Genomic DNA, 20926 nt, shown 5'->3' with positions numbered 1-20926 from the left:
GGGCTCCCGTGCGGTGGTGCTCGCGGCGGGCGCCACCATCACTGGCGGGCTGCCGGTGTTCTTGCTTGGCGCCCTGTTCGTGCAGATCCAGCGCGATGTGCCGGCCCCACAGTGGGTGCTCGGCGCGGCGGTGGCCAGCTACTGGGGTGCGGCCGCGGTGATGTCCCTGCTGGCCGGCCGGCTCGTGTCGTGGTCGGGCATACGCTCGGCAACCCTCCTCGGGTTGGTCGTCGGCGCGCTGAGCCTCGCGGGCGCCGCATTCTTGGTGCCGTCGTGGGCCTGGCTGCTGGTGTGGGCTGGAGTGGGTGGGGTGTCCAATGGCATCAGCCACCCGGCGGCGAATCAGCTGATCAACCTGCGGGTGCGGCGCGGCATGCTCGCGACCGCGTTCGGTATTAAGCAATCGGCGATCCCGTTCTCCGCGTTCCTGGCCGGGCTGGCCGTGCCCGCGCTCGCGCTCACCCTGGGGTGGCATTGGGGATTCGGTCTGGCGAGCCTGTTCGCGCTCGCGGTGGGCGTGCTGTTCTGGTGGTCGGTGCCGCGCGGGGAGCTCTCGCGCCATCGACGGGGCGGCTCACACGTGCCGCTGACACCGGCGCTGATGAAGTACCTGCTGCTGATGACGAGCGTCACCACGCTCTCCGCCGCGGCCACCGGCGCCGTCACCGCGTATGCGGTGATCACCGGCATCGAGCGCGGCCTGCCGCTAGCGTGGGCGGGCATCCTCTTGAGCGTAGGCGGTTTGCTCAGCGTCACCGTGCGCGTCATCGTGGGACGGATCGCTGATCGGGCAAACAGCAAATTCGCGCTCGCGACCGTGGCCACCATGATGTGTGTTGGCGGCGTGGGGGTGCTGCTAATGGCCGTCGACACCCAGTGGACCTTCGTGGTGGGCATGCTGCTGGCTCTCGGCATTGGCTGGGGCTGGCCCGGACTCACCCACTTTGTGGTGTCCCGCGTGGCCGGTCCGGCTACGCCAAGCGCGACGGGCATCATGCAGATCGGTACGTACGTCGGCAGCGGTGCCGGCCCGCTAGCATTCGGCCTGCTCTACGCGGCGGTGCCCGAGGTAGCGCTGTGGATCATTGTGGGCGCCGTGCAGATCGTGGCCGGATACATCGCCGTAGTACTGGCTCGAACCACTCCGCCCCCGGTGCCCGTGGCCTGAGCACTGTACTTTTCCACACTGTCAAAGGAGACATTATGACCACACTGTTCATCGGCCTCGGCAAAATGGGCGACCCGATGGTTCGTCGCTACGCGCCCGGTCGTGACGTGTTGCTCTACGACGTGGATGCGGCGGCGAGCGCCACGCTCGCCGCCGCGGTGGGCGGTCGGGCACTGGCCGGGCTCGAGGAGCTTCCGGCGGGCATCCGCACGGTGATCCTGATGCTCCCCAACAGCCGCATCGTCGAATCCGTCGTGGTAGCGCTGCTCGCCCAGCTCGAGCCCGGTGCCCTCGTGATCGACATGGGCTCGTCAGAGCCGGCGAGCACGCAACGGCTGGCCGCGCAGGCCGCTTCCGCCGGGATCGCGTTCGTGGATGCCCCGGTGTCCGGCGGGGTGGCAAAGGCCAGCATCGGGGAGCTGTCGATCATGGTGGGTGGGCTCGCGGCTGATCGGGAGCGGGCGATGGAGCACCTGGCTCCGCTCGGCACCCGCATCACCGTGGTGGGGCCGAGCGGGTCGGGGCACGCCGCGAAGGCGCTCAATAATTTGTTGTCGGCCACCAATCTCGCGGCTGCGGCCGAGATCTTCACGGTGGCACGCAGCTTCGGCATCCACGCTGCGGTAATGCTGGACGTAGTGAATTCGTCGACCGGGCGCAGCCAGGCCACCGAGGTGAAGTACGCCAAACACGTATTGAACGGCACGTTCGATTCCGGTTTCTCGCTCGACCTCATGCTCAAGGACGTGGCGATCGCCCAGGCGCTCGGTGCCGGAATGAGCACGCCGATCACGGACACGACCGTGGGGGTGCTCGCCGAGGCCCGCCGGGTGCTCGGTGACCCCGTGCCGTCAGACCACACTGTGCCCTTAGACCACACCGAGGTCGTGCGTTATGTCGAAGTCGTCAACCAGGTCGAGCTTCGATCTGAAATGAAGGAGTGAATCATGTCTGAGAACCCGCAGGACTACATCGACGAGATGGCCCGCAAGCGTGGTTATGTGCTCGATTACCACAAGGTGATGGCGAAACAGGATTTTCCAGTGCTGCAGGCCGCGAACCACCTGGTGTCGGCCGCGTACCTCGACCAGCGCACCCTGGACCGGCGCACCAAGGAGCTCATCTTCATCGTGAGCCTCACGGTGATGCGCGCGGCGAAGGGGCACATCCAAAGCCACATCAGGGTGGCTCTGGACCTCGGGGTGTCGGCGACCGAGATTCTGGAAGCGATCGAGATCTCGCTGCCCGAGGCTGGAATCGTAGCGTTCCAGGGCGGGTTCGAGGCCTGGCGCGAGGTGGTCGGTGCCGACGGCATCGAGCCGACCGTGAGCGTGCACGAGGGTGGTTCGGGCGCCGGCGCCTAAGAAATGTGGCGCATTCAGATCTTCACCCTTCCCAAACGAACTATCCAAACTCGGAGGTAACCCCATGACCATTCCCACCCACCGCATCGCCGTCATTCCCGGCGACGGAATCGGCACCGAAGTGATGCCCCCGGCACAGCGCCTGCTCGAGCTGGCCGGCCACCGTTTCGGGTTCGCCTTCGAATGGCAAAATTTTGACTGGAGCTGCGAGTACTACGCCCGCACCGGCGCCATGATGCCCGCCGACGGCATCGAACAGCTCGCCGAGTGCGACCAGATTTTGCTCGGCGCGGTCGGGTTTCCCGGTGTACCAGACCACGTCTCGCTGTGGGGCCTGCTCATACCCATCCGCCGCGCCTTCCAGCAATACATCAACCTGCGTCCCATCAAGCTGCTCCCGGGCATTGAAAGCCCACTGCGCAAGGTGCCCGCCGGGGGCATCGACTTTCAGGTGGTGCGCGAAAACAACGAGGGCGAGTACTCCGAAAGCGGCGGTCGCCTCTACCGCGGCCTGCCGCAGGAGGTCGCTATTCAAGAATCGATCTTCACCCGATTCGGCGTGACCCGAGCCATGAACTATGCCATCAACCTCGCCGAACAGCGCGAGGGACGACTCGCCAGCGCCACCAAGTCCAACGGCATCATTCACACCATGCCGTTCTGGGACGAGATTCTGCGCGAACTCGGGCAGGAGCATCCGTTGCTGGAGATCTCGGAATACCACATTGACGCCCTCGCAGCCTTGTTCGTGCTGGACCCGGGCCGCTTCGACGTAATTGTGGCCTCCAACCTGTTCGGCGACATTCTCACCGACCTCGGCGCGGCCATCATCGGCAGCATCGGCATCGCGCCCTCGGCCAACCTCAACCCCGAGGGCGAGTTCCCCTCGATGTTCGAGCCGGTGCACGGCTCGGCACCGGACATTGCCGGTCGAGGAAAGGCCAACCCGCTCGGTCAGGTCTGGGCGGCGTCGATGATGCTCGACCACCTCGGCCACTCCGAAGCGGGCGCCGCGCTCGTCGACACAATGGGCCACGTGCTGCTCGAAACGGATGTGCGCACTCCCGATCTCGGCGGACGCGCCACCACCGAAGAGGTCTCTGATGCCCTCGCCGCCGCCTTCGCGACAGTGACGGCCGAGGCTGTTCTGCGATGAGAATCGTTGATGTGCGCGAGCAGACCATGCCGATCAGCTCGCCGATTCGCAACGCCTTTATCGACTTCAGCAAGATGACCCTGAGCGTGGTCGCCGTTGTCACCGACGTCGTGCGCGATGGCCGCCCGGTCGTGGGCTACGGCTTCAACTCCAACGGGCGTTACGGCCAGGGTGCCATCATTCGCGAGCGTCTGTTGCCGCGCCTGCTCGAGGCCGACCCGGTCGACCTGCTCGACCCGGTGCGCGACAACTTCGAACCGGAACGCATCTGGAACACCCTGATGGCCAACGAAAAGCCCGGCGGGCATGGTGAGCGATCCGTCGCGGTGGGCGCGGTTGACATGGCCGTCTGGGATGCCGTGGCCAAGATCGAGGAGAAGCCGCTGTTTCAGCTGCTGGCCGAGCGTTTCGGTACGGGAACGCCCAACCGTGAGGTCTTCGTCTACGCCGCCGGCGGCTACTACCAGCCCGGGCGCGGCCTCACCGGCCTGACCGATGAGATGCAGAGCTATTTCGACCGCGGCTACACCGTAGTGAAGGCCAAGATCGGCGGAGCGCCGCTTGCCGACGACCTGCAGCGCATCGAAGCCGTGCTGGGCATGCTTGAACCGCATCAGCGGCTGGCCGTAGACGCCAACGGTCGTTTCGACCAGGCGACCGCCGTGGAATACGCTCGGGCGCTCTCGCAGTACGACCTGTTCTGGTACGAAGAGCCCGTCGATCCCCTAGACTTTGAGGCGCAGGCGGCGGTTGCCGCCGCATATGACAAGCCCATCGCTACCGGCGAGAACCTGTTCTCCATGCAGGACGCCCGCAACCTCATTCGCTACGGAGGCCTGCGACCCGAGAAAGACTGGCTGCAGTTCGACTGCGCGCTCAGTTACGGGCTCGTGGAATACCTGCGCACCCTCAATATGCTCGAGCAGAACGGATGGTCCCGCTCGCGCTGCATCCCGCACGGCGGCCACCAGATGTCCCTCAACATCGCGGCCGGCCTCGGCCTCGGTGGCAACGAGAGCTATCCCGACCTGTTCCAGCCCTTCGGCGGTTTTCCTGATGGATCGGAAGTAGTAAACGGCTTCATCACGATGCCGAACCTGCCCGGGATCGGCTTCGAGGGAAAAGCCGACCTGTACTCGGTCATGCGGGCGCTGGGGGAGCCTGCGCTCGCGTTGTAGGGAACCGGTCGGGCGGAGGCTTGCTCGGCGATCCGCGCGGGGACCCGACGACGACCGGCTGGCTCATTCCGAGAGCGCTGATGGTCAGGCGCGCCCGGGTAAACCCGCTCAGTGCACCAGCGCCAGCAGCAGCGCGACGGATATGAACAGCAGGCCGAACGTGCGGTTGAGAATGAGCTGGCCGCGAGTGGTGTTCGTGAAGCGCTGGAACGATCTCGCCGCCACCGCGAAGAACAGCCACATCACGACGATGTCGATCAGTACTACGCTGACGGTCAGTGCGAGATATTGGGGGCGCGGCGGCTGTTCCGGCTGGATGAACTGCGGCATGAACGCGAGGAAGAAGACGAGAGCCTTGGGGTTGAGACCCCGGCCAAGTCCCGGCCGGCTGCTAGCGAAGCCGCCTTCGGCGGTACTGCCTAGTCGCGGCCAAACAGGTTGCCGAGTGCTGAGAGACCGGGGATCTCAAAGTTCGATCCCAGATCTTTCACCTGCTCGCCCAGCCCGGTCGCGTACTCGCCCGCGCTGTCGGCAACGCCCTGGGTGACTCCCTCAAGACCGCCGGTGAGGCTCTCAACATCGACGCCCTGGGTGACTCCCTCAAGACCGCCGGCAAGGTTCTCGAAATCGACGCCAAAGCCGGCCGCCTGTTCCAGAAGAGGCCCGGCCACAGTGCTGAGCACCGCGCCACCGGCGACGGCGGCGAGTAGCCCGCCGGCCCCGAGCCCGACAGCGGCTCCAGCCAGAGCGCCGCCGACTCCTCGGCCGGACGGCTTCGCGAACAGTTTCTTCAGGAACCCGGGATTCTGGGCTTCGCCGCGGGTGGCCGACCGGGCCAGGTCGTCCGGGCTGGACGATGCCGGGTATTCGTTGGTGGGCAGCTCTGCGCGCAACTGGGAATTGACCTCGTCGCGTTGCGTCGGAGTGAGCCGCGCGAACGCGTCGCGGTGTACCTGCTCGAGCTGCTGCGGCTGCGCGGTCTGCAGCAGGTAGTCGTAACGGGCGATAGCCGCGCGGTCTTGCGCGCTCACGTTCGAACCAGCAAGGGGAGCTGCGCTGCGCTGCTCGTTGTTCGCCGGGGGCCTGCTGTCTCCGGTGACCTTGTCGGCTGCGGTGCGCACCATCGCGCGCCAATCCGTCTTGCCTGACCCGCCGGAGGACGGCTGCCCTTTCTGGTCAAGGGCCTTGGCTGCCATGCTCAGAATGCGCTGGAAATTGCTCATTGGGGGCCCTTCGGTTTGGCTGGGGTTTCTATTGTGCCCAGCCAAACCTGAGCAAAGCCTCCCAGTCGTCCCCGCCGCCCGCCGCCGATGCGCAAGCGGCCGCCACCGCAGAAGCTCTCGCCGCCCAGCGGGCCGCCGAGCAACCGTATGTTGCCCCCTACGTCGCTCCCTATGTTGCGCCCGCCGTCCCCAGCGTCGACAACTACACCGGATGCCGCGCCTACGGCAACAACGGAACCTCCGTTGATAACAAGGGTCGCCGCTACACCAAGATCCCCTGCCCCTAATCGAGTCTGGCAAGACTCCTTACTTTGGCTCAGGGTTTGTCCTGGTTACCTGACCCGAGGCTCAGCACGAAATCGTTCTCGGGCTTTCGGAAGTTCGGTGCGGATCTCTCGACTCGGAAGAACAGAAAAGGCGGCGGCAGCGGTCATATATAGAGTCGACGATGTGTGGTCTCGAATGTGTACACATTCGTGACGATCGCGCTACGGCCGGGTTCCTGGGGTGTCCAGCTACGTTCGGTGCTGTCAGGGACCGACCCCATGGCATCCGCTGTGCGCCTTGTATATCTCTGTGTATCTTGTGTAATTCATGAGTCTTGTGTACCGTCCAACGCCAGCGCGCTCGACGCTAGCCGCGATCCTTGGTCTTACCCTCGCCAGGTTGACTTACCCGTTCTATGGTGTGAGTCGTGAAGACCGTCGTCACGTGTAGGCCAAACGGGGCTGTCGCCTGAGGCGCGAGCACGGCTCACGAAGAAGTTCGAGAAGTCCGCGCGATATCTGGGCAGGACGCTGGAGTGGATTCTCGCGGAGCATGCGGTCTAAGAGCCGTATTACCGAAAGGTAATTGCACGCCAATCATTACCTATCGGTAATCGAATGCTAGGCTACTACCGTTCGGTAATAATGAAGCGGAGGTGCGATGATCGCTCAAATTCGGTCGGCGGTTGACCTCGGCGACTTCACGCGGCGCATCCGTCTTCAGCACGGTATGACCCAGCGGCAATTGGCGGTGGCCCTCGGCACAACCCAGCGCTACGTCTCCGAACTCGAGGCCGGAAAGCCCAAGAGGGCTGATGAGCGGTACTTCGAGATCCTGGCCAAGCTCGGAATTGCCCTCTCGGCGCAGTCGACGTCGCCGGTCGATGATGAGTGACCCCGCCCTGCGCGTGGAGCTCTATGGCGTACACATCGGCGACCTCACCCACGCACCCCGCGGTCGCGCCCTGTTCGACTGGAGCAACGACGCCCTCGCGCGGTGGCCCCTGCGTTCGACGCCGCTGTCGGCCTCCCTCCCCGTCGGCACGTCGAATGTCGACACCACGGAGTCCTTCTTCGGCGCACTACTGCCGGAGGGGCGCTGGCTCGACCTACTGGCCAATGCGCTCCAGGTGCGCAGCAACGACCTGATCGGCATCTTCGGTGCTGTCGGGGCAGACCTCATCGGCGCGCTCACGATCGGCGCGGGCCGCGTGACAGGGCAACCCCGATTGCTCGAGGAGTCCGAACTCGTGCAGTTGCTGAGCCAGGCGGCCGGCTACATTCTTGGCGGCGGCGGTTCCGCGCTGCCCGGCTTCCAACGAAAACTCGCCCTCACCCGTTCTGATGGCCGCTGGATCGCGGGTAACGGTACGAAGCCCTCCACCCACATCCTCAAACCGGTCTCCGAAGAAAATCGCCATCTCGTCGAGGGTGAGAACTACGTGTTGGGTGTCGCTCGGGCGCTCGGCCTCCTTCACTTCGATTCGTGGGTGGACACGATCGGCCAGACGCCGGTGCTGGTTGTCGAGCGCTATGACCGACGAATCACGAATTCCAGCATCGAGCGAATTCATCAGGAGGACTTGGCGCAGGCGTTGGCGCTCCCGTGGGGCGGGGACGACAAGTTCGAGCGCAGCAACCGCGGTGCCAGCCTGGCCGCGATCGCTTCGGTGCTCGACCGCGACCGCAGCATCTTCGACCGCACAGAACCAGACCGCGAGAAGCTGCTTCGATACACAGTGCTCAACGTCGCGGCCGGCAACACCGACGCGCACGCGAAGAATTTTTCGCTCCTCCGCTTTAATGATGGCCGCTCACAACTGGCTCCCTTCTACGATGCCGCGCCGCTCGCTCTCGGGTTTGAGGCACCGCTGGAGCTGGCAATGTCCATCAGCGGCGAACGCGTCATCACGCGGGTCACTCTCGATCACCTGGTCGACGAGGCCCGTGTCTGGGGCCTCGAGTCTTCGCGCGCCCGAGAGGTCATCGCTCAGACCCTGGACGCCGTGATTGCAGCGACGCGGGAGTTGCCCGCGCACCAGTCGATTTCGAAACACGTGCCGGGTTACATTCGTGGCCAGGCGCAGAATCTGGCGGCGGGTAGGCCTGCGCGCATCACAACGCCGATGCCTCCGATCCTGATGCCCAGACTGGGCACGCCCCCGCCCGACTGAGCGGCAACCGTGATCGGCTTGCCCAATTCACCAGCGGATGATCCCCGTTGCGTCACGATACTGGCTAAAGTGACCGGGCTTGTCGCCCGGTTCACTGCGGGTTCGCCGCCGCTGCTCGCATTCGCACTGACGCGAAGGTCCAGCGACGCGACGATCGTCGAGCCCGTCACAGACGTCGACACCTATTACCGGAACCACCGAAACGACGAGCGCGCACAGTGAGCGCTTCCTTGGACGCCAATATCGTTCTCCGATTGCTGCTCAACGATGTGCCCGAACAGCACGCCGCCGCTGTGTCCCTGCTTCAGGAGGGTGGCTCCTTTGTCGTCTCGGATATCGTACTCGTCGAGACGCTGTTCGTATTGGGGCGCGCGTACGGGCTCAAACGTGAGCAGCAGCGAGAGGCCATTCATGGTCTCGTGAATCTGCCGCAAATCGTCGCCAACGCGGCCCTGTTCGATAGAGCACTGGCTCTGTTCGTCGGGCATCCCAAACTCTCTTTTGAGCACTGCTACCTCGTAACGTCGGCAGAGCTGACATCGAATCAACCGCTGTACACCTTCGACCGCAAATTGGCCGGCCAAACGGATGCTCGCCTGCTGGCGACCGCCTAGATGCCGCACTACAGAAAAGTCATCAGACGCTGCCGATTACCTTTTGGTAGTACATACTTGCACCCTTGTCCCCATCGCAGACCCCGCCCGCCGACCGCTGTTCCGGTCAGCGATCCCGCGTCGGCGGGCTCAAGTCCAGCTTCGCGACCTGCGACGGGTTGACCCCGCGCCGCTGCATCATCTCGAGCATGTCTTGCTGACGGGGCTGCCCGAGAGCGAGCCGGTACAGAGTTAGTGCGTCCTTGAGACGCTCGACCTTCTCGATATCGCGGCTGAGGGGATAAGTGATGATCTGGCGCTCCACCTTGGCCGCACCGGGGTAGAGCCAGTACGGGGCGAACTCCCCGAGTTCGGGGTGCGCCGTCTGGGCGGCGTCAAATGCCACCCTCCACGGGTTCAGATCGCTCGAAGCAACGACGTCCTGCCAGTGCGCCGCTGCAATGTTCTTGCGCACGGCGTGGCCGGCGAAGCGGTTGACGCGGCCTTCGCGTTGTTCGAAGTCCACCGGGTTCGACGGCAGGTTCCAATGCAGCACTTCATGACTCCACCAGTGAAAGTCGATGCCCTCCTGGCCCACGCTGGTGGACGCCAAAACGAACGGCCAGAAGGGGCTGTTGAAGGCGTTTCGAATCTCCGGCTGGCGAGCGCTTTCGGTCTCCTGTTGTTTGCCTCCGTACCGCAGGGCGAATCGGGCGGTGAACGGGATGCTGTTGGTAGGGTCCGCGAGATCCCGAGCACGATAGGTAGACGGCCGCAATGTCACGGCGTCGTGGGCGCGCTCGGCGAGCTGCAGCAGCACGTCGTCGGTGAGCGCAATCCCACCGGTTTCGCTCCGAAGCTGAAATAGATACTCATCCATGGATGCCTGCAGGTTGCCGTCAGCGCAATACCGCAGCACGACAAGCCAGTAGTCCTCCCCGGTCGAGTCGAGCTGATCGAGCAGCAGCGTGGTCTCCAGCCGCTTGAACAGACTTCGGAGTCCGTTCGACAGCAGCGCTGCAGCATTCCACAGTCCGGCGTCGGTGGTGACATCCGGTATGGTCCGCAGCCTGGACAGCGCCCGGTAGGCGATGTTGCCCGGGGAGTGAAGTGCGAGTCGGGCGACATGCTCGTGCGACAAGGCATCGCCGGCCTGACCGGCGTCGAACGCTGCATCGACGTGGATGCGCAGGCCCGTGCTTGATTGTGATTCATCGTCGTGCAGCTCAGTTCCGCGACTCTCCAAGGCTGAGGTCACGTGGGCAGCAGTCAGGCCGGTCGGAACCATGCCAGGTGTGCTGAAATACGCCTGCCAAGCCTGACCAGCGACCGCCTCACCGTCGAAGGATGCCTGCACGTCAGTTTCGGCAGCAAAAGCCGACACTCGCACCGGAATCCCGGCATGGCGACGAGCGACATTCAGCGGGTCGGCCTGCAGCGCGAGCGAGGGATGGGGCCAAAAAAGTGCCAGTGTCGACATGGCGTTGGCCCGTCCATCCACCGTCGCCCAGTTGAGACGGGAAGCCAGATTCTTGCGGGCATCGGCCGTGTTTCGGGTCAGGCGGGTCGAACCGAACGCTGTCAGTCGTTCCGCTTCGTAGCTGAGCAAACTCGCAATCGCTGTGGGTGTCGCAGTCCACGACGAGAACACGAGCCGTTTCGTGGCCGATACGACACCACGCTCTGCGAAGGGCCCGCCCGGCTCAAAGTACGGCATCGACGGAGGCAGCCAGAGCAGCTTCCAGAGCCCCGAATCGAGCATGTCCTCAGCGAGGTTTCCTATGTGTCCGTTCCCAATTCGGACGGGCTCGTACGAGCGCAATGCCTCGGCATCGAGCGCGTTCAAAACAGCCAAATAGGGCTCGATCGCTCGGGCAGATTCCGCGTTCTCGAGTCGCTGGTCGAGCGCCCTTGAGACCTGGTAGTTCTCCATAAAGTTGCCGAAATAGGGGATCGACTTCCAATACTCAATAGGGATCGGCACGTCCAGCTCCTGGGCCAGAAGTTGCAGCCCGGCGAAGCCAATGAGGTCCGCTGGCGACGGCACCGCCGAGGTAATGTGGCGCTCCCGCAGCATTCCGTCAGCGCCGAGCTGCGGACGTTCGGTACGACTCATCCAGCGCAGTAGGCGAATGCGCAGGGATGCCGCGATGTCCGCCACCAACGCGCCTGCCGCAATGCCGGCACGATACTCTTCGAAGAGCCGTTTCACCTCGGACAGATCCGCCGTCGCTCCTCCCGCGAGAAAGCTCAGTACGGCGATGAAATCGGTGTAGTGGTCGTCGTCGGAGTCATCGGTTGAGGCTGTGTACGCCTTGTATGGCGTCGCCGACAGCAACAGGACCTTGGCGTGGCCGTAGTCAAAAAGGTGATGCGCAAGCTCGGCGGCGTCGCCTCCCGTTTCCGGATCGAGCAAGTGGCTGAAGCGTTGAAACTCATCAAGAATGACGAGGTCGGGCTCCAGTGTCTCGACACTGGCTCGAGCTAGAGCCCCCCGCAGCTCAGCGGTGATTTCCTTGATGACGTTCATCTCAGTCGGCAGCCCGTCCTGCACGATGTCGTCGACGATGCGCTGGTACCGAGCTAGCACGCCGAGGCTGGACGCGTTACTGCGAAACGCGGTGAGGATCGGCTCGTGAACCGGGCCGTTTAGCACTCGTCGGATCCAGTCCACGCAGTATGAGAACGATTTCTCCGTGCGCACCGTGCCTTGAAAGAAGAGCCGTGAGGCGTGACTCTGAGCGAGATTGTGCTGCAGCTCATCGTTCAGGATCACGTGCAGCAGAGCACGCTCTTCCTTCGACCCGGTGCGCCAACTCGAGTTGTTGAAGGACGTTCCAGGAGTGAACGACACCAGATTCACAACCTTGCCGTCAATCGCGGTACCGCCGAGGCGTCGGGACTCCAAAGCAAGCAACGTCAGCCGACTGGTGAACGCAAGATGCGGGTTGCCGGTCACGTTGAGCCGCTGCAGATTCTGCTGTGCCAGGTCAGCATTTGAACAGATATAGACAATGTCAATCCGGTCGACGGTGTCATCGTGTTGTAGCTGTTCAATGGTCCGCGCAATCACACCGCGAGCCACCACGCTCTTGCCAAGCCCCGTCTCGTCGGCGACGAGAAATCGGCGGCTCGCATCGGCAGAACCATAGAACCGATGAATGACGTGGTCGACGGCGTCGCGCTGAAATCCTTTGAGCTCGCTGAGCACGGCCTCCGCATCGAACACAGTCACAGCTCGGCTCCCTGCAAAGTGAGATGTGCCGACCAGACCGCAGCCCAGAGTTCGTCGAAACCTGCGGGGAGAACGGTCGTTGCGGCATCCGCTTGGAGGCGCTCGATCAGGCGGCTGAGGTCGTCGAGTCCGGAATTGCGAGCCCCCACCGAGCGAACCAGTGCCTCGAAGAGACCGACACCGTCGGCACCCCAGTCACCGAAGCTGCCCCCGCCACCTGCCGTGAAGAGCGCCCCATCATCGCTGTCCTGGGCGAGCAGCAGCATCAGGAAGCGGAGGAACTTCTCCGGAGTGTCGATCTGCCGCGCGAGCACGGCGTCCCGCCGTCCAGGAAGATCGCCAACCAGCTCCGCACGCACCACGGTGCTGCGCTCTTCTCCACGGGTGTCGACGACCCGAATCACAAGAAAGGGAGTCACGTCGGTAAGTGGCATGGCCTCGAACCGTACGCTGTCGCCAGCGACCACCGGGAGCGGGTGCGAATTCCCTGGCCTCGTCAGCAAACGCACGAAAATTTGGAGATTGGCCGGTGGGTGCGCCGAATCGAGGGATTCGACGAGGATGTCGAAGTTCGACTCGTCGGATGCGACGACAGTATTGCGCAGTCGGGAGGTGGCGAGAGATCGGATCGCCGATTCCAACGCGTGATCGGCCTTGTCGTCGTCGCTGTCCTCTACGCCGCCGGTGGCCGGATACGGAACCACCATCTGGAACAACATCGATTTCTCGCCGAAGACGGCCTCGACGCCGATGCGGGGCAGCGCACCGATCAACTCGATCATGAACTCGACGTTCTGCGTGAAGGCGGCGTTGGTGGCGTTGGCGGAGCCAATGAAGACGTGAGAGCCGTCGCGTCGGTCGAGAACGAACGTCTTGGCGTGCAGGCCCTCGAGGGGGTCGCCGTCGACCTGTGCCGTGTCGCGGGCCGCGTCGTCGAGCACATAGGGCACGATCCGCTTCAGCGTCTCCGGCCGTAGCCGGTCCAGGCTTTCCGCGCGGGAGACGACGTGCACCTTGGTGGATCTGGCGGGGGCGAGCCTGGAGATACCGTCATCGGACAGGAATGGCGAGATGATCAGGTGTCGCTTGCCGTCGAAGTCTGCAGTTGTCGGGCGCCCGATCCCCAGAGCATGCAACACGACCTCGCGCACGTCACCGGGGGCCTCCCACTGCACGCGGCTGACGCGTTGCGCTAGGTCCGCGATGCGGAGCGTCCGGTCATCAGCCAAGGGAGTGACAGCAAGCCGGGGGAGCGCGGTAAGGAAGTCGCGTGCCGGGGCGCTCGCCGGCTGATCTACGTCGGTGGGGGTGCCGTCGAGGCGTACGACCATGTCCCAGCTGCGGTCAGCGGTGAGGTTCCTGCTCGAGCACAACAGTCGGTACGCACGGTCGCTGCCGCGGGCATACTCAAGAATCCACACTTTCGGGTGGAAGAGCCCACCGGAGCGCTGGGCGGTGACCGGATGCACCATCGGCTCGAGGAAGGCGACGAGATCAGAAGCTTGCCGGGATGCGACGATCTGGCCGGCCTGGGCAAAGATGTCCACCCGATCGGCGGCTCGCCGCACCGCGTCGAGAATTGCAATGGGATCGTCGCTCTCGCGCACTCGGTGGGCCGCAAATGACAGGGGGATAGCTAGAGCGCTGGTGAGGTCAAGTGTGAACGTGGTGCCGACGGCGTGGAGCAACTCATACCCGGCGGGTGGGCGGAGCTGTTCGGTGAGGGCAGCACGCGCGTCGGGCTCAAGCATCCGTTCGTTCCAATCCGTCGTGCAGGTCGGTGAGAATCTGATTCACCTGGGGCCAGCGAAAGGCCAAGCGGCCCGCTCCGGATGCCCCTTGCCAGGACTGCAGAAGCTTCTGATTGGTAAGTCGTGACTGGGCGCCCTTGTGCTGGCGCTCGCGCGACCGAATCATGTCTCGACCACCGGAGAGGTCGTGAGTGTCCAGAACGAGCGACGCATCCAACCAGTCGTTGACGAACATTCGCGATCGCGGCGCTACCGAGCCGCTTCCCGCGTCGATGTTGGTCCAGAAGTCCGTTCGGTCCCAGGAGCTCAGTTCATCGGCAAGGAGATCACGTTCCTGCTGCCACTCCCTGAGCCTGTCACTGTATCGGTCCACCGGCGCAACGATCTGGTTGTACCCGGCGGATTCGTACTGTTCGGCCAGCATCAGGTTGTAGAGCAGGGCCGCGCCGTGCGCTGCGAACGAAAACAGCTTGGCGTGTTGCAAGACCTGTTGCGGGGCACCGGTAGCCTCCAGTGACGTTGGATCATCCCACGGGGCGGCACTCGCAGCCTCGGGTCGGTATTCCACCAGATGGCCAAGAAGCGTTCCTTCGCTACCTTCGGCCATGCGGTCGCGCAGCCAGTTCGCCTCTGACCGGGACAGGTCGAAATTGCCCGCGGATTCAGACGGGAATCCCCTCGGCGCTAGGGGAAGGGTCGGAGACCAGGCGCCGATCCGGTCGTTGTCGATTTCTGCGTCGCTCACCGAGCTCGCCGCATCAAAGGCGATCGCGTCTTGGCGGTCCATTGCCGGCGAGCTGAGAATTCCGTACTTGCGAAGCGCCGCCCAGTACACGCTGGACGGCAGAGTCTTAAGATTCGCGCCTGCCACCCGTCCGAGCAGTCCCCGCTCGTCGCCGCCCTTTCTAAGCGCCAAGATCAAGTTGCGCTCGTTGGCGGCGACGGCCGCGCTGATGTCATCCGCGGAACGCCCGGTCGACTGTGCCGCAGTGAAGCACCAGGGTATGAGGAGCATATAGCGGGCGCGGGTGAGCAGCGTCGACGTGCCAGGAAAGAGGGAATCGCTGAGTGCGTCTCGAACCTGACCGAACCCGAGCTCGTCGCGGCTATCGCGCTCGCTGAAGAGGTTGACGATCTCCCGCATGCGACGCTGGTCTTCGCTCGATGCATCGAGCCAGGCAACAAGTGACGGCATTACTTCCCCCTGTGACCACGGCAATGCATAACGTCAGACTACGCGTCGACGGAAGCTCGTTCGGGCCCTCGGGAGTTCATACGCTTTCCCACCTCGATGGCCCACACCCGGCTCTCCTACCTCGACGGCCCACACCTCGCTCTCCCACCTGGACGGCCCACACCTGCTGGCGGCGCTCCACCTGCGTATCTCCAGCAGCGAGATCCCTGGCGCGGGCGTTGGCCCTTCCCTGGAGCGAAGATCTGGATCAACGAACGGGCGTTCCTGATCAACGGCCAAAAGCAGCCCTACCTGGAAACTCCAAATTCGAGGCCACGCGCGTCACCAAAATACTTCAAGAGCGGATGCCGCAGCACCCGCCCGCGCAGGACCTGATCGCGCTGGTCAGCCCCGGGCAGATCACGAAGGCCTGATAGCGTTATTGTTCTGGATGCCGTCAATTTGCGCCGGTGGCTTCTGAAACGGCCGGTAGCTCTGGGCGAATCCAATCTGGTCGAGCTGGCGGCGATCGTCGAGGCACCGGCGACTTAGCCAACTCTCACCTCGCCTGCCCCTTTAAACCTAATGGCAAAAGTTACTAACCTCGACGTCAACGTGCGAACGGCGCACACACGCCGCATCGTCCGAACGTGCCTGACTTTTACGACCGCGGCTGTCCTGGGGATATTCGTGGGCCTGCCCCTCGTCGCAAAGGTTCTCGAAGGTGTCATCGCCGGTCTCTGATTCATGGCGCAACCCATGTCGAATTTTCGATTTTTTATTGGAATGACGGCTGGGGATTATCGGATGAATACGTGGAGAGTCGACCCGATGGCGAGACCGTTCAATTCGACCGAAGTGGCAGCGCTGAAGCTTTACGTGTGGGTCTGTACAGGACCGAGAATCAACTCCTATCTACATCGGCAATGCACAGTGCAACCGTTGATCGCGCTCCTGACCCACACGTATGAAGGCATCAAGGTCAGGCAAACTCGAAAGGTTCGGGCGGTGAACCTGGAACCGGGTAGTTCTGGTGCCGACCCGCTTCGATGAACCCTTCGAGCTCCTGGCCAATGTCAAGAGCGAATTTTGAGTGATTTGCGGTGTGAACCCGGCCGCGAGAGCCGATGTCAGCCGGTGGACGTAGGCTGATTTAGTGCGCGTTGCCTGGACTCCAGTGCTGCCCGCTTTCCGCTCAGAATCACTCCGGTAGTCTGAGAGATACGATCGATATTCCAAAGGAATCAGGTGCAGGGGTGACACATCAAAGCCCAAAAGTTGCAGAGTTCTTCGCCGGAATTGGCCTCGCAAGATTAGGCCTGGAGCAAGCCGGGTTTAACGTCATTTGGTCCAATGACATCGAGCCGAGCAAGAAGGAAATGTACGAAGCGAACTTTGAAGCGACCCCTGAACACGAGTTTCGCTTGGCTGACGTTGCGGAAATTACCCCACAGGAAATACCAGGGGAAGTAGAACTCGCCTGGGCATCGTTCCCGTGCACCGATCTATCTTTGGCCGGGGGGCGGGCTGGCCTTGCCGGCGCTTCTTCTGGAACGTTTTGGCATTTCACGCGAATCATCCGAGAAATGGGCGAGACGCGGCCCCCAGTGGTTGTACTCGAGAACGTCAACGGTCTCGCAACGAGTCACGGTGGACGGGACTTGGCTGCCGCAGTACAGGAATTGAACGACCTCGGTTACTCGGTCGACGTGGTCACGCTCGATGCCCGGCGGTTCGTGCCTCAGTCTCGGCCGCGATTGTTCATGGTTGGTTCGCTCAGTGCCCCGGAAAGCCAAAATCGCAGCGTAGACGAGCTCCGACCGGCCTGGCTCCAAGGAATATTCGACGACGAAAGCTTGCGCACTCATCAAGCGGCTCTCCCCAAACCCCCGGCACCCATGACGGGGGGATTTGGTGAAATTGTTGAGCAATTTGACAGCGGGGATGCGCGATGGTGGGACGACCAACGCCGTGAGCGATTCTTGGAGTCTTTGTCTCCGCTGCAGGCATCGCGCTTGAACACGTTAAAGGGGGATCCGCGGGTCATGTACCGAACCGCCTATCGTCGCACCCGGAAGGGTGTCGCGACTTGGGAAATCCGGGCAGACGACATCTCCGGATGCTTGCGCACCGCCCGCGGAGGGTCCTCGAAGCAGGCGGTTGTGATGGTCGGCGACGGGAAGGCTCAAGTCCGTTGGATGACAGCCCGCGAATATGCCCGTCTGATGGGAGCCGGAGACTATGCCCTCGAAGGTTTACGCGTGAATCAGGCCCTGTTTGGGTTCGGTGACGGCGTTTGCGTTCCGGTTGTTGCATGGTTAGCCGAGCACTACTTACAACCACTCATGGCAGAGACCCGCGCGCTGGGATCAGCTAGGGACCTCGTGGTGAGCAATGCTTGAAAGCCCAGCCGAGGTAGTTCTTGCACAAGTACTGCCAGCATTGAATTGGTGGTTGGAGTCAAAACGACTCCCCAGCACGGGGATCATTCACACCAATGTAATGACTGTCGGATTGATTCTAGCGAAGCAAATGCAAATCGACTTTCCGCTTCGCAATGAAGATTGCGTCACGAAGTCGCAAGTCAGAGGGCTGAGTGGTGCCGCAATTTCTAAACTGCTAATTCAATTCGGGGAGTCACGACCATTTACGTCGGAAGGAGGCCGTACTTCTCGTGGCAGCAGAGAGTTAGCGCTCGAACTCGTGCACATTTTGAACGAAAACGTTTCGGCAGCCGGTTTCGGAGGATTGGTAGAAGCGGAGAAAGAGCGAGTTGCGTTGTCCATCCAGGAATCTTTCGTCAAACGAATCCAGGTAGATTATCTGGATAGGAAACGAATAGTCGCCGAGATCGACCCGCGATTACCGGCCAGTGCTGCGATCTCCGCGGTCCTTGAGGCTGCCATTCTTAGAGGTGGGAATTCGGCCGGAGCTGTTGCTCAACACCTCGTCGGTGCCCAGTTAGCCCTGCGATTTCCCGACGCCTTGATTGGGAATGACGGATACACTACAGCCGATCAGCAGACATCAAGACCGGGCGATTTCAGAGTCGGTGATGCTGCTATCCACGTTACGATGAGCCCAAGCGAGCGATTGATGTCGTCGCGGTGTAGAGCGAACCTTTCCAATGGTTTTCGACCGCTCGTCATTGTTCCCGAAACGCGAGTCGTAGCCGCTCGTCAACTCGCCGAGAACGCTGCAATTGGAGAACGCGTGCAAGTAATCTCTATCGAGTCTTTTGTAGGAATGAACATTGAGGAGATGGCGCTGTTCAGAGCCGATGAAGTGAAGTCTGGCCTCAAAGTCCTTCTGGAGACCTACAATGATCGGGTTCGGAACGTGGAACCCGATCCTTCACTGCAGATTGAGATCCCGGCAAATCTTTGATTGCGACTCAAATGTACTAGCAAGCTTTCAGTAAAAATGTATGCGGGATCGATGACGAAACTCTACTTCGGGGTTTCAGCAGTTAGAGAAGCGTATTCCCTCAATAGATTTGAGGATCATGAGGTTGTTCATGAATCGACTAAATGTACACGTGTGTGTATCGATCGGTGGATGCGTCGCTCATAATCGCGGTCAGCAACTTGTATCTCCAACAATCATTTTCCCCTGGTTGTTCTTGGCGACCAATTTCTTAAAAAATACCTCTTTCAGGAGACTGCCCTTAAACAGGCTGTCCTTTGATTTGACATCTTTTACAGGCCCAACTGCTTCGTAGAGAACCTCGTGTACTTCGGTCAGCTCATCTATGCTGGGCGCGGTTCGAATGTTGTTCACGCTTAGCCAACCGGAATAATTCTCCAGGTTCTTTAGGCCTAGGCTGCGCACGATGAAACCGCTGGCAATGTAGAATCTGTCGTTTGAATAGTCAGGGGAGATTGCCTGGGCATTTTCCGTTCTCAGGTATGATTCGACCGCCTCCATGAGGTCGAGTGACTTACTGTAAAGCCCCTCTGGTGCGGACTCACTAAAGACGCTCGCATATCCGGCCGTCTTTCCTAGTAGGGCTCCTGGGCGGGCGCGAGCGGTGTCAGGCCTCAACAAATGAACGGCCATAATCGCTTGGGCAAGTTCAGATATATTCCGAATTCTTGAAACCGTTGTACCAGTATTCCTATACTGCCAACGGCGGCGTTCGTAGTACCAACCCTTGGAAAGAAGATAAGTCTCGAGACGGATCTGTGTCGGCTCATTGGCGTACAGTTGGAGAGAACCTACACTTGTTTGGTTGTTCGTTCCCGTAATGATCGACTCCCGAATCGACGGGTCTTTCTCTGTAATTATCCGAATGAGAATCGTTTCAAGAAGCCGTTTTTTCGTTAGCACTTTGTCGAGATCCGATTCGTGAATAACGTGACTTGTCTGAAGTCCGTTTACAATCTGCGGGTTCTTAAGTAGCCAGCTATCATTCGTGGGTTCAGTCGCACTGTCTGATATAATAGTTATGCCATTATTCATCCACCAGAATGCAGTGTCGGAGTCTTTTGAGAGAGTATTTCGTATCGCAGAGTTCACGCCAGTCGAAGAACCCGCAAAATCTCGAACATTGACGCTGAAAAATTCGTCCCTTAGGACGTTAGTCTTACCTCTTCGAAGAAAATCCAAATACTGTTTAACAGTAACCAGGCCAAGGAACGCCTGGCTCTTGCCTCGTTGCTCCCTAATCGGCGGTTTCGAGAAGGTCATCAGCCCATCGAAGTCCGCCTCTGCACGAATCAGCTCATCGAGGCCCTCCGCCCCAATTAGGCGAATCTGAACGTCAGTGTTGTGCGGTAATAGGGAGCGAACGGATTTTTCGAGTGCTTTCTGAGTGCTCTGCAGGTGCTTATGAATTGCCCCTTCAGCGGCGTTAGCCATTAAATACACGTGAAAACTTCGAATCGGATTAAGAGATACAAGCTTTTTTTCAAACCTGCGCAATGCGCCCATTTGATTCACAACTGCATCGTTTAATGGGATAGAGCGCAAATCGATCAACGATTGTCTTGGGTCGAGGAGAGTCCCAATTGTCTCTTGCAATTTCCAGAGTGCGTCCTGGTCCCACACCTCACCCGACTTTGCCTGGGTTATTATTACATCGAATGGTACGCCCGACTGAAGCCCCTTTGGCGCGGTTGCGGTAGATAGCCCTCGTGTGTCGGAAGTGACGGTCCCGGTTTTGTTCACGACGATGTGAAAGGAATCGATTCCTCCGTCATACTTCCCGTCGACGATTCCGCTTTGGATGCTGTCCTCACCAAGTTTAAATGGCTTAAGCGCAAGTCGCGCGCAGAACTGGGTGAATGCATCCCCCCGCGTAAATTTCGGAAAATGGGTCTTGTGAAACTGATCAAAGTGGAACTCAACGATTTCTTGCGTTGCGTTTAAAGTCATATACGCAGGCTAGCGGACCAGGCCGCGCTTCCGCTCCTGTTCTCAGAACCCTTCAGTCTGATTGGTAAAACCTTGATGGGCTCGTGTAGTTCATTAGAAATCAGAGATCGTACTGTCCCCGTAACGGCCATCGCGAGCTAGGCTGCGATCGACGCTGTCGACGCGGGTCAGATTCTCGGTGAAATATCGCATGCACCACGAGTGTATCGAGTTGGCTTTAAATTATTGTCGATGGGTCCACGCTAAAATTCAGTACGTTTCGGCTCTA

General features: G+C 61.3%; 16 protein-coding genes and 1 pseudogene. 11 read left to right on the top strand and 6 right to left on the bottom strand.

The features are described 5' to 3' along the window. Nucleotides 1–16 precede the first annotated feature (16 nt). From E3O11_RS00620 to E3O11_RS00600, 5 genes are all read left to right on the top strand, one after another. Nucleotides 17–1168 carry an MFS transporter gene (locus E3O11_RS00620; RefSeq protein WP_166787443.1) on the top strand — a complete coding sequence of 384 codons (1152 nt, stop codon included), beginning with the start codon at nt 17–19 and terminating at the stop codon, nt 1166–1168. 35 nt (nt 1169–1203) lie between these two features. Beyond that, entirely contained in the window at nt 1204–2112 is a 909-nt protein-coding gene (locus tag E3O11_RS00615) for an NAD(P)-dependent oxidoreductase (RefSeq protein WP_092448839.1), read from the top strand. A gap of 3 nt (nt 2113–2115) precedes the next feature. Further along, complete coding sequence (locus E3O11_RS00610; protein ID WP_092448838.1) at nt 2116–2532, top strand: carboxymuconolactone decarboxylase family protein; 417 nt, start codon at nt 2116–2118, stop codon at nt 2530–2532. A 64-nt stretch (nt 2533–2596) separates the two neighbouring features. Then, the gene (locus tag E3O11_RS00605; protein WP_170851544.1) at nt 2597–3688 is read left to right on the top strand and encodes a tartrate dehydrogenase; all 1092 of its coding nucleotides are present in this window, start codon (nt 2597–2599) and stop codon (nt 3686–3688) included. Then, entirely contained in the window at nt 3685–4866 is a 1182-nt protein-coding gene (locus E3O11_RS00600; RefSeq protein ID WP_092448837.1) for a mandelate racemase/muconate lactonizing enzyme family protein, read from the top strand. The genes E3O11_RS00605 and E3O11_RS00600 overlap by 4 nt, the downstream gene beginning before the upstream one ends. 108 nt (nt 4867–4974) lie before the next feature. Here E3O11_RS00600 and E3O11_RS00595 read toward each other — a convergent pair. Together E3O11_RS00595 and E3O11_RS00590 are read right to left on the bottom strand one after the other, a co-directional pair. Next, nucleotides 4975–5232, bottom strand: a pseudogene (locus tag E3O11_RS00595) (LysE family transporter); the annotation flags it as partial. Between the two features lie 53 nt (nt 5233–5285). Further along, entirely contained in the window at nt 5286–6089 is an 804-nt protein-coding gene (locus E3O11_RS00590; protein ID WP_092448835.1) for a hypothetical protein, read from the bottom strand. Here E3O11_RS00590 and E3O11_RS00585 point away from each other — a divergent pair. From E3O11_RS00585 to E3O11_RS00570, 4 genes are all read left to right on the top strand, one after another. Next, nucleotides 6089–6376: a hypothetical protein gene (locus E3O11_RS00585; RefSeq protein WP_092448834.1), complete on the top strand. Its 288-nt coding sequence runs from the start codon at nt 6089–6091 to the stop codon at nt 6374–6376. The two genes, E3O11_RS00590 and E3O11_RS00585, sit on opposite strands and share 1 nt — an antisense overlap. Before the next feature lie 640 nt (nt 6377–7016). After that, nucleotides 7017–7250: a helix-turn-helix domain-containing protein gene (locus E3O11_RS00580; protein ID WP_092448833.1), complete on the top strand. Its 234-nt coding sequence runs from the start codon at nt 7017–7019 to the stop codon at nt 7248–7250. Beyond that, nucleotides 7243–8529: a type II toxin-antitoxin system HipA family toxin gene (locus E3O11_RS00575; protein ID WP_166787442.1), complete on the top strand. Its 1287-nt coding sequence runs from the start codon at nt 7243–7245 to the stop codon at nt 8527–8529. Before E3O11_RS00580 ends, E3O11_RS00575 begins: the two co-directional genes overlap by 8 nt. A 218-nt stretch (nt 8530–8747) precedes the next feature. Continuing rightward, nucleotides 8748–9143, top strand: coding sequence for a PIN domain-containing protein (locus tag E3O11_RS00570; RefSeq protein ID WP_166787441.1), 396 nt, complete (start codon nt 8748–8750; stop codon nt 9141–9143). Between the two features lie 106 nt (nt 9144–9249). Here the strand turns inward: E3O11_RS00570 and E3O11_RS00565 are convergent, their stop codons facing one another. The 3 genes from E3O11_RS00565 to E3O11_RS00555 are packed head-to-tail and all read right to left on the bottom strand — an operon-like array spanning nt 9250 to nt 15303. Continuing rightward, nucleotides 9250–12357: a helicase-related protein gene (locus E3O11_RS00565; RefSeq protein WP_198415522.1), complete on the bottom strand. Its 3108-nt coding sequence runs from the start codon at nt 12355–12357 to the stop codon at nt 9250–9252. After that, the gene (locus E3O11_RS00560) at nt 12354–14108 is read right to left on the bottom strand and encodes a phospholipase D family protein (protein ID WP_092448829.1); all 1755 of its coding nucleotides are present in this window, start codon (nt 14106–14108) and stop codon (nt 12354–12356) included. Before E3O11_RS00560 ends, E3O11_RS00565 begins: the two co-directional genes overlap by 4 nt. After that, a complete protein-coding gene (locus E3O11_RS00555) occupies nt 14101–15303 on the bottom strand; it encodes a DUF6361 family protein (RefSeq protein WP_092448828.1) in 1203 nt (400 codons plus the stop codon). The genes E3O11_RS00560 and E3O11_RS00555 overlap by 8 nt, the downstream gene beginning before the upstream one ends. 1235 nt (nt 15304–16538) lie before the next feature. Between E3O11_RS00555 and E3O11_RS00550 the strand changes: the two genes are divergently transcribed. Together E3O11_RS00550 and E3O11_RS00545 are read left to right on the top strand one after the other, a co-directional pair. Continuing rightward, a complete protein-coding gene (locus tag E3O11_RS00550; protein WP_198415521.1) occupies nt 16539–17684 on the top strand; it encodes a DNA cytosine methyltransferase in 1146 nt (381 codons plus the stop codon). After that, on the top strand, nt 17677–18669 hold the full coding sequence (locus tag E3O11_RS00545; RefSeq protein ID WP_092448827.1) for a DUF4928 family protein: 993 nt from the start codon (nt 17677–17679) through the stop codon (nt 18667–18669). The genes E3O11_RS00550 and E3O11_RS00545 overlap by 8 nt, the downstream gene beginning before the upstream one ends. A gap of 192 nt (nt 18670–18861) precedes the next feature. Here the strand turns inward: E3O11_RS00545 and E3O11_RS00540 are convergent, their stop codons facing one another. Next, complete coding sequence (locus tag E3O11_RS00540) at nt 18862–20658, bottom strand: AIPR family protein (RefSeq protein ID WP_092448826.1); 1797 nt, start codon at nt 20656–20658, stop codon at nt 18862–18864. Between the last annotated feature and the right edge of the window lie 268 nt (nt 20659–20926).

The sequence above is a fragment of the Cryobacterium levicorallinum genome (assembly GCF_004402405.1).
Taxonomy (GTDB): domain Bacteria; phylum Actinomycetota; class Actinomycetes; order Actinomycetales; family Microbacteriaceae; genus Cryobacterium; species Cryobacterium levicorallinum.
This window is presented reverse-complemented; position numbering and strand designations above follow the sequence as displayed.

Excerpts from the sequence above, each read along its gene's own strand:
- E3O11_RS00615 (WP_092448839.1), top strand. The coding sequence starts at position 1,204 with ATGACCACACTGTTCATCGGCCTCGGCAAAATGGGCGACCCGATGGTT.
- E3O11_RS00610 (WP_092448838.1), top strand. The coding sequence starts at position 2,116 with ATGTCTGAGAACCCGCAGGACTACATCGACGAGATGGCCCGCAAGCGT.
- E3O11_RS00605 (WP_170851544.1), top strand. The coding sequence starts at position 2,597 with ATGACCATTCCCACCCACCGCATCGCCGTCATTCCCGGCGACGGAATC.
- E3O11_RS00600 (WP_092448837.1), top strand. The coding sequence starts at position 3,685 with ATGAGAATCGTTGATGTGCGCGAGCAGACCATGCCGATCAGCTCGCCG.
- E3O11_RS00590 (WP_092448835.1), bottom strand. The coding sequence starts at position 6,089 with ATGAGCAATTTCCAGCGCATTCTGAGCATGGCAGCCAAGGCCCTTGAC.
- E3O11_RS00580 (WP_092448833.1), top strand. The coding sequence starts at position 7,017 with ATGATCGCTCAAATTCGGTCGGCGGTTGACCTCGGCGACTTCACGCGG.
- E3O11_RS00575 (WP_166787442.1), top strand. The coding sequence starts at position 7,243 with ATGAGTGACCCCGCCCTGCGCGTGGAGCTCTATGGCGTACACATCGGC.
- E3O11_RS00560 (WP_092448829.1), bottom strand. The coding sequence starts at position 14,108 with ATGCTTGAGCCCGACGCGCGTGCTGCCCTCACCGAACAGCTCCGCCCA.
- E3O11_RS00555 (WP_092448828.1), bottom strand. The coding sequence starts at position 15,303 with ATGCCGTCACTTGTTGCCTGGCTCGATGCATCGAGCGAAGACCAGCGT.
- E3O11_RS00545 (WP_092448827.1), top strand. The coding sequence starts at position 17,677 with ATGCTTGAAAGCCCAGCCGAGGTAGTTCTTGCACAAGTACTGCCAGCA.
- E3O11_RS00540 (WP_092448826.1), bottom strand. The coding sequence starts at position 20,658 with ATGACTTTAAACGCAACGCAAGAAATCGTTGAGTTCCACTTTGATCAG.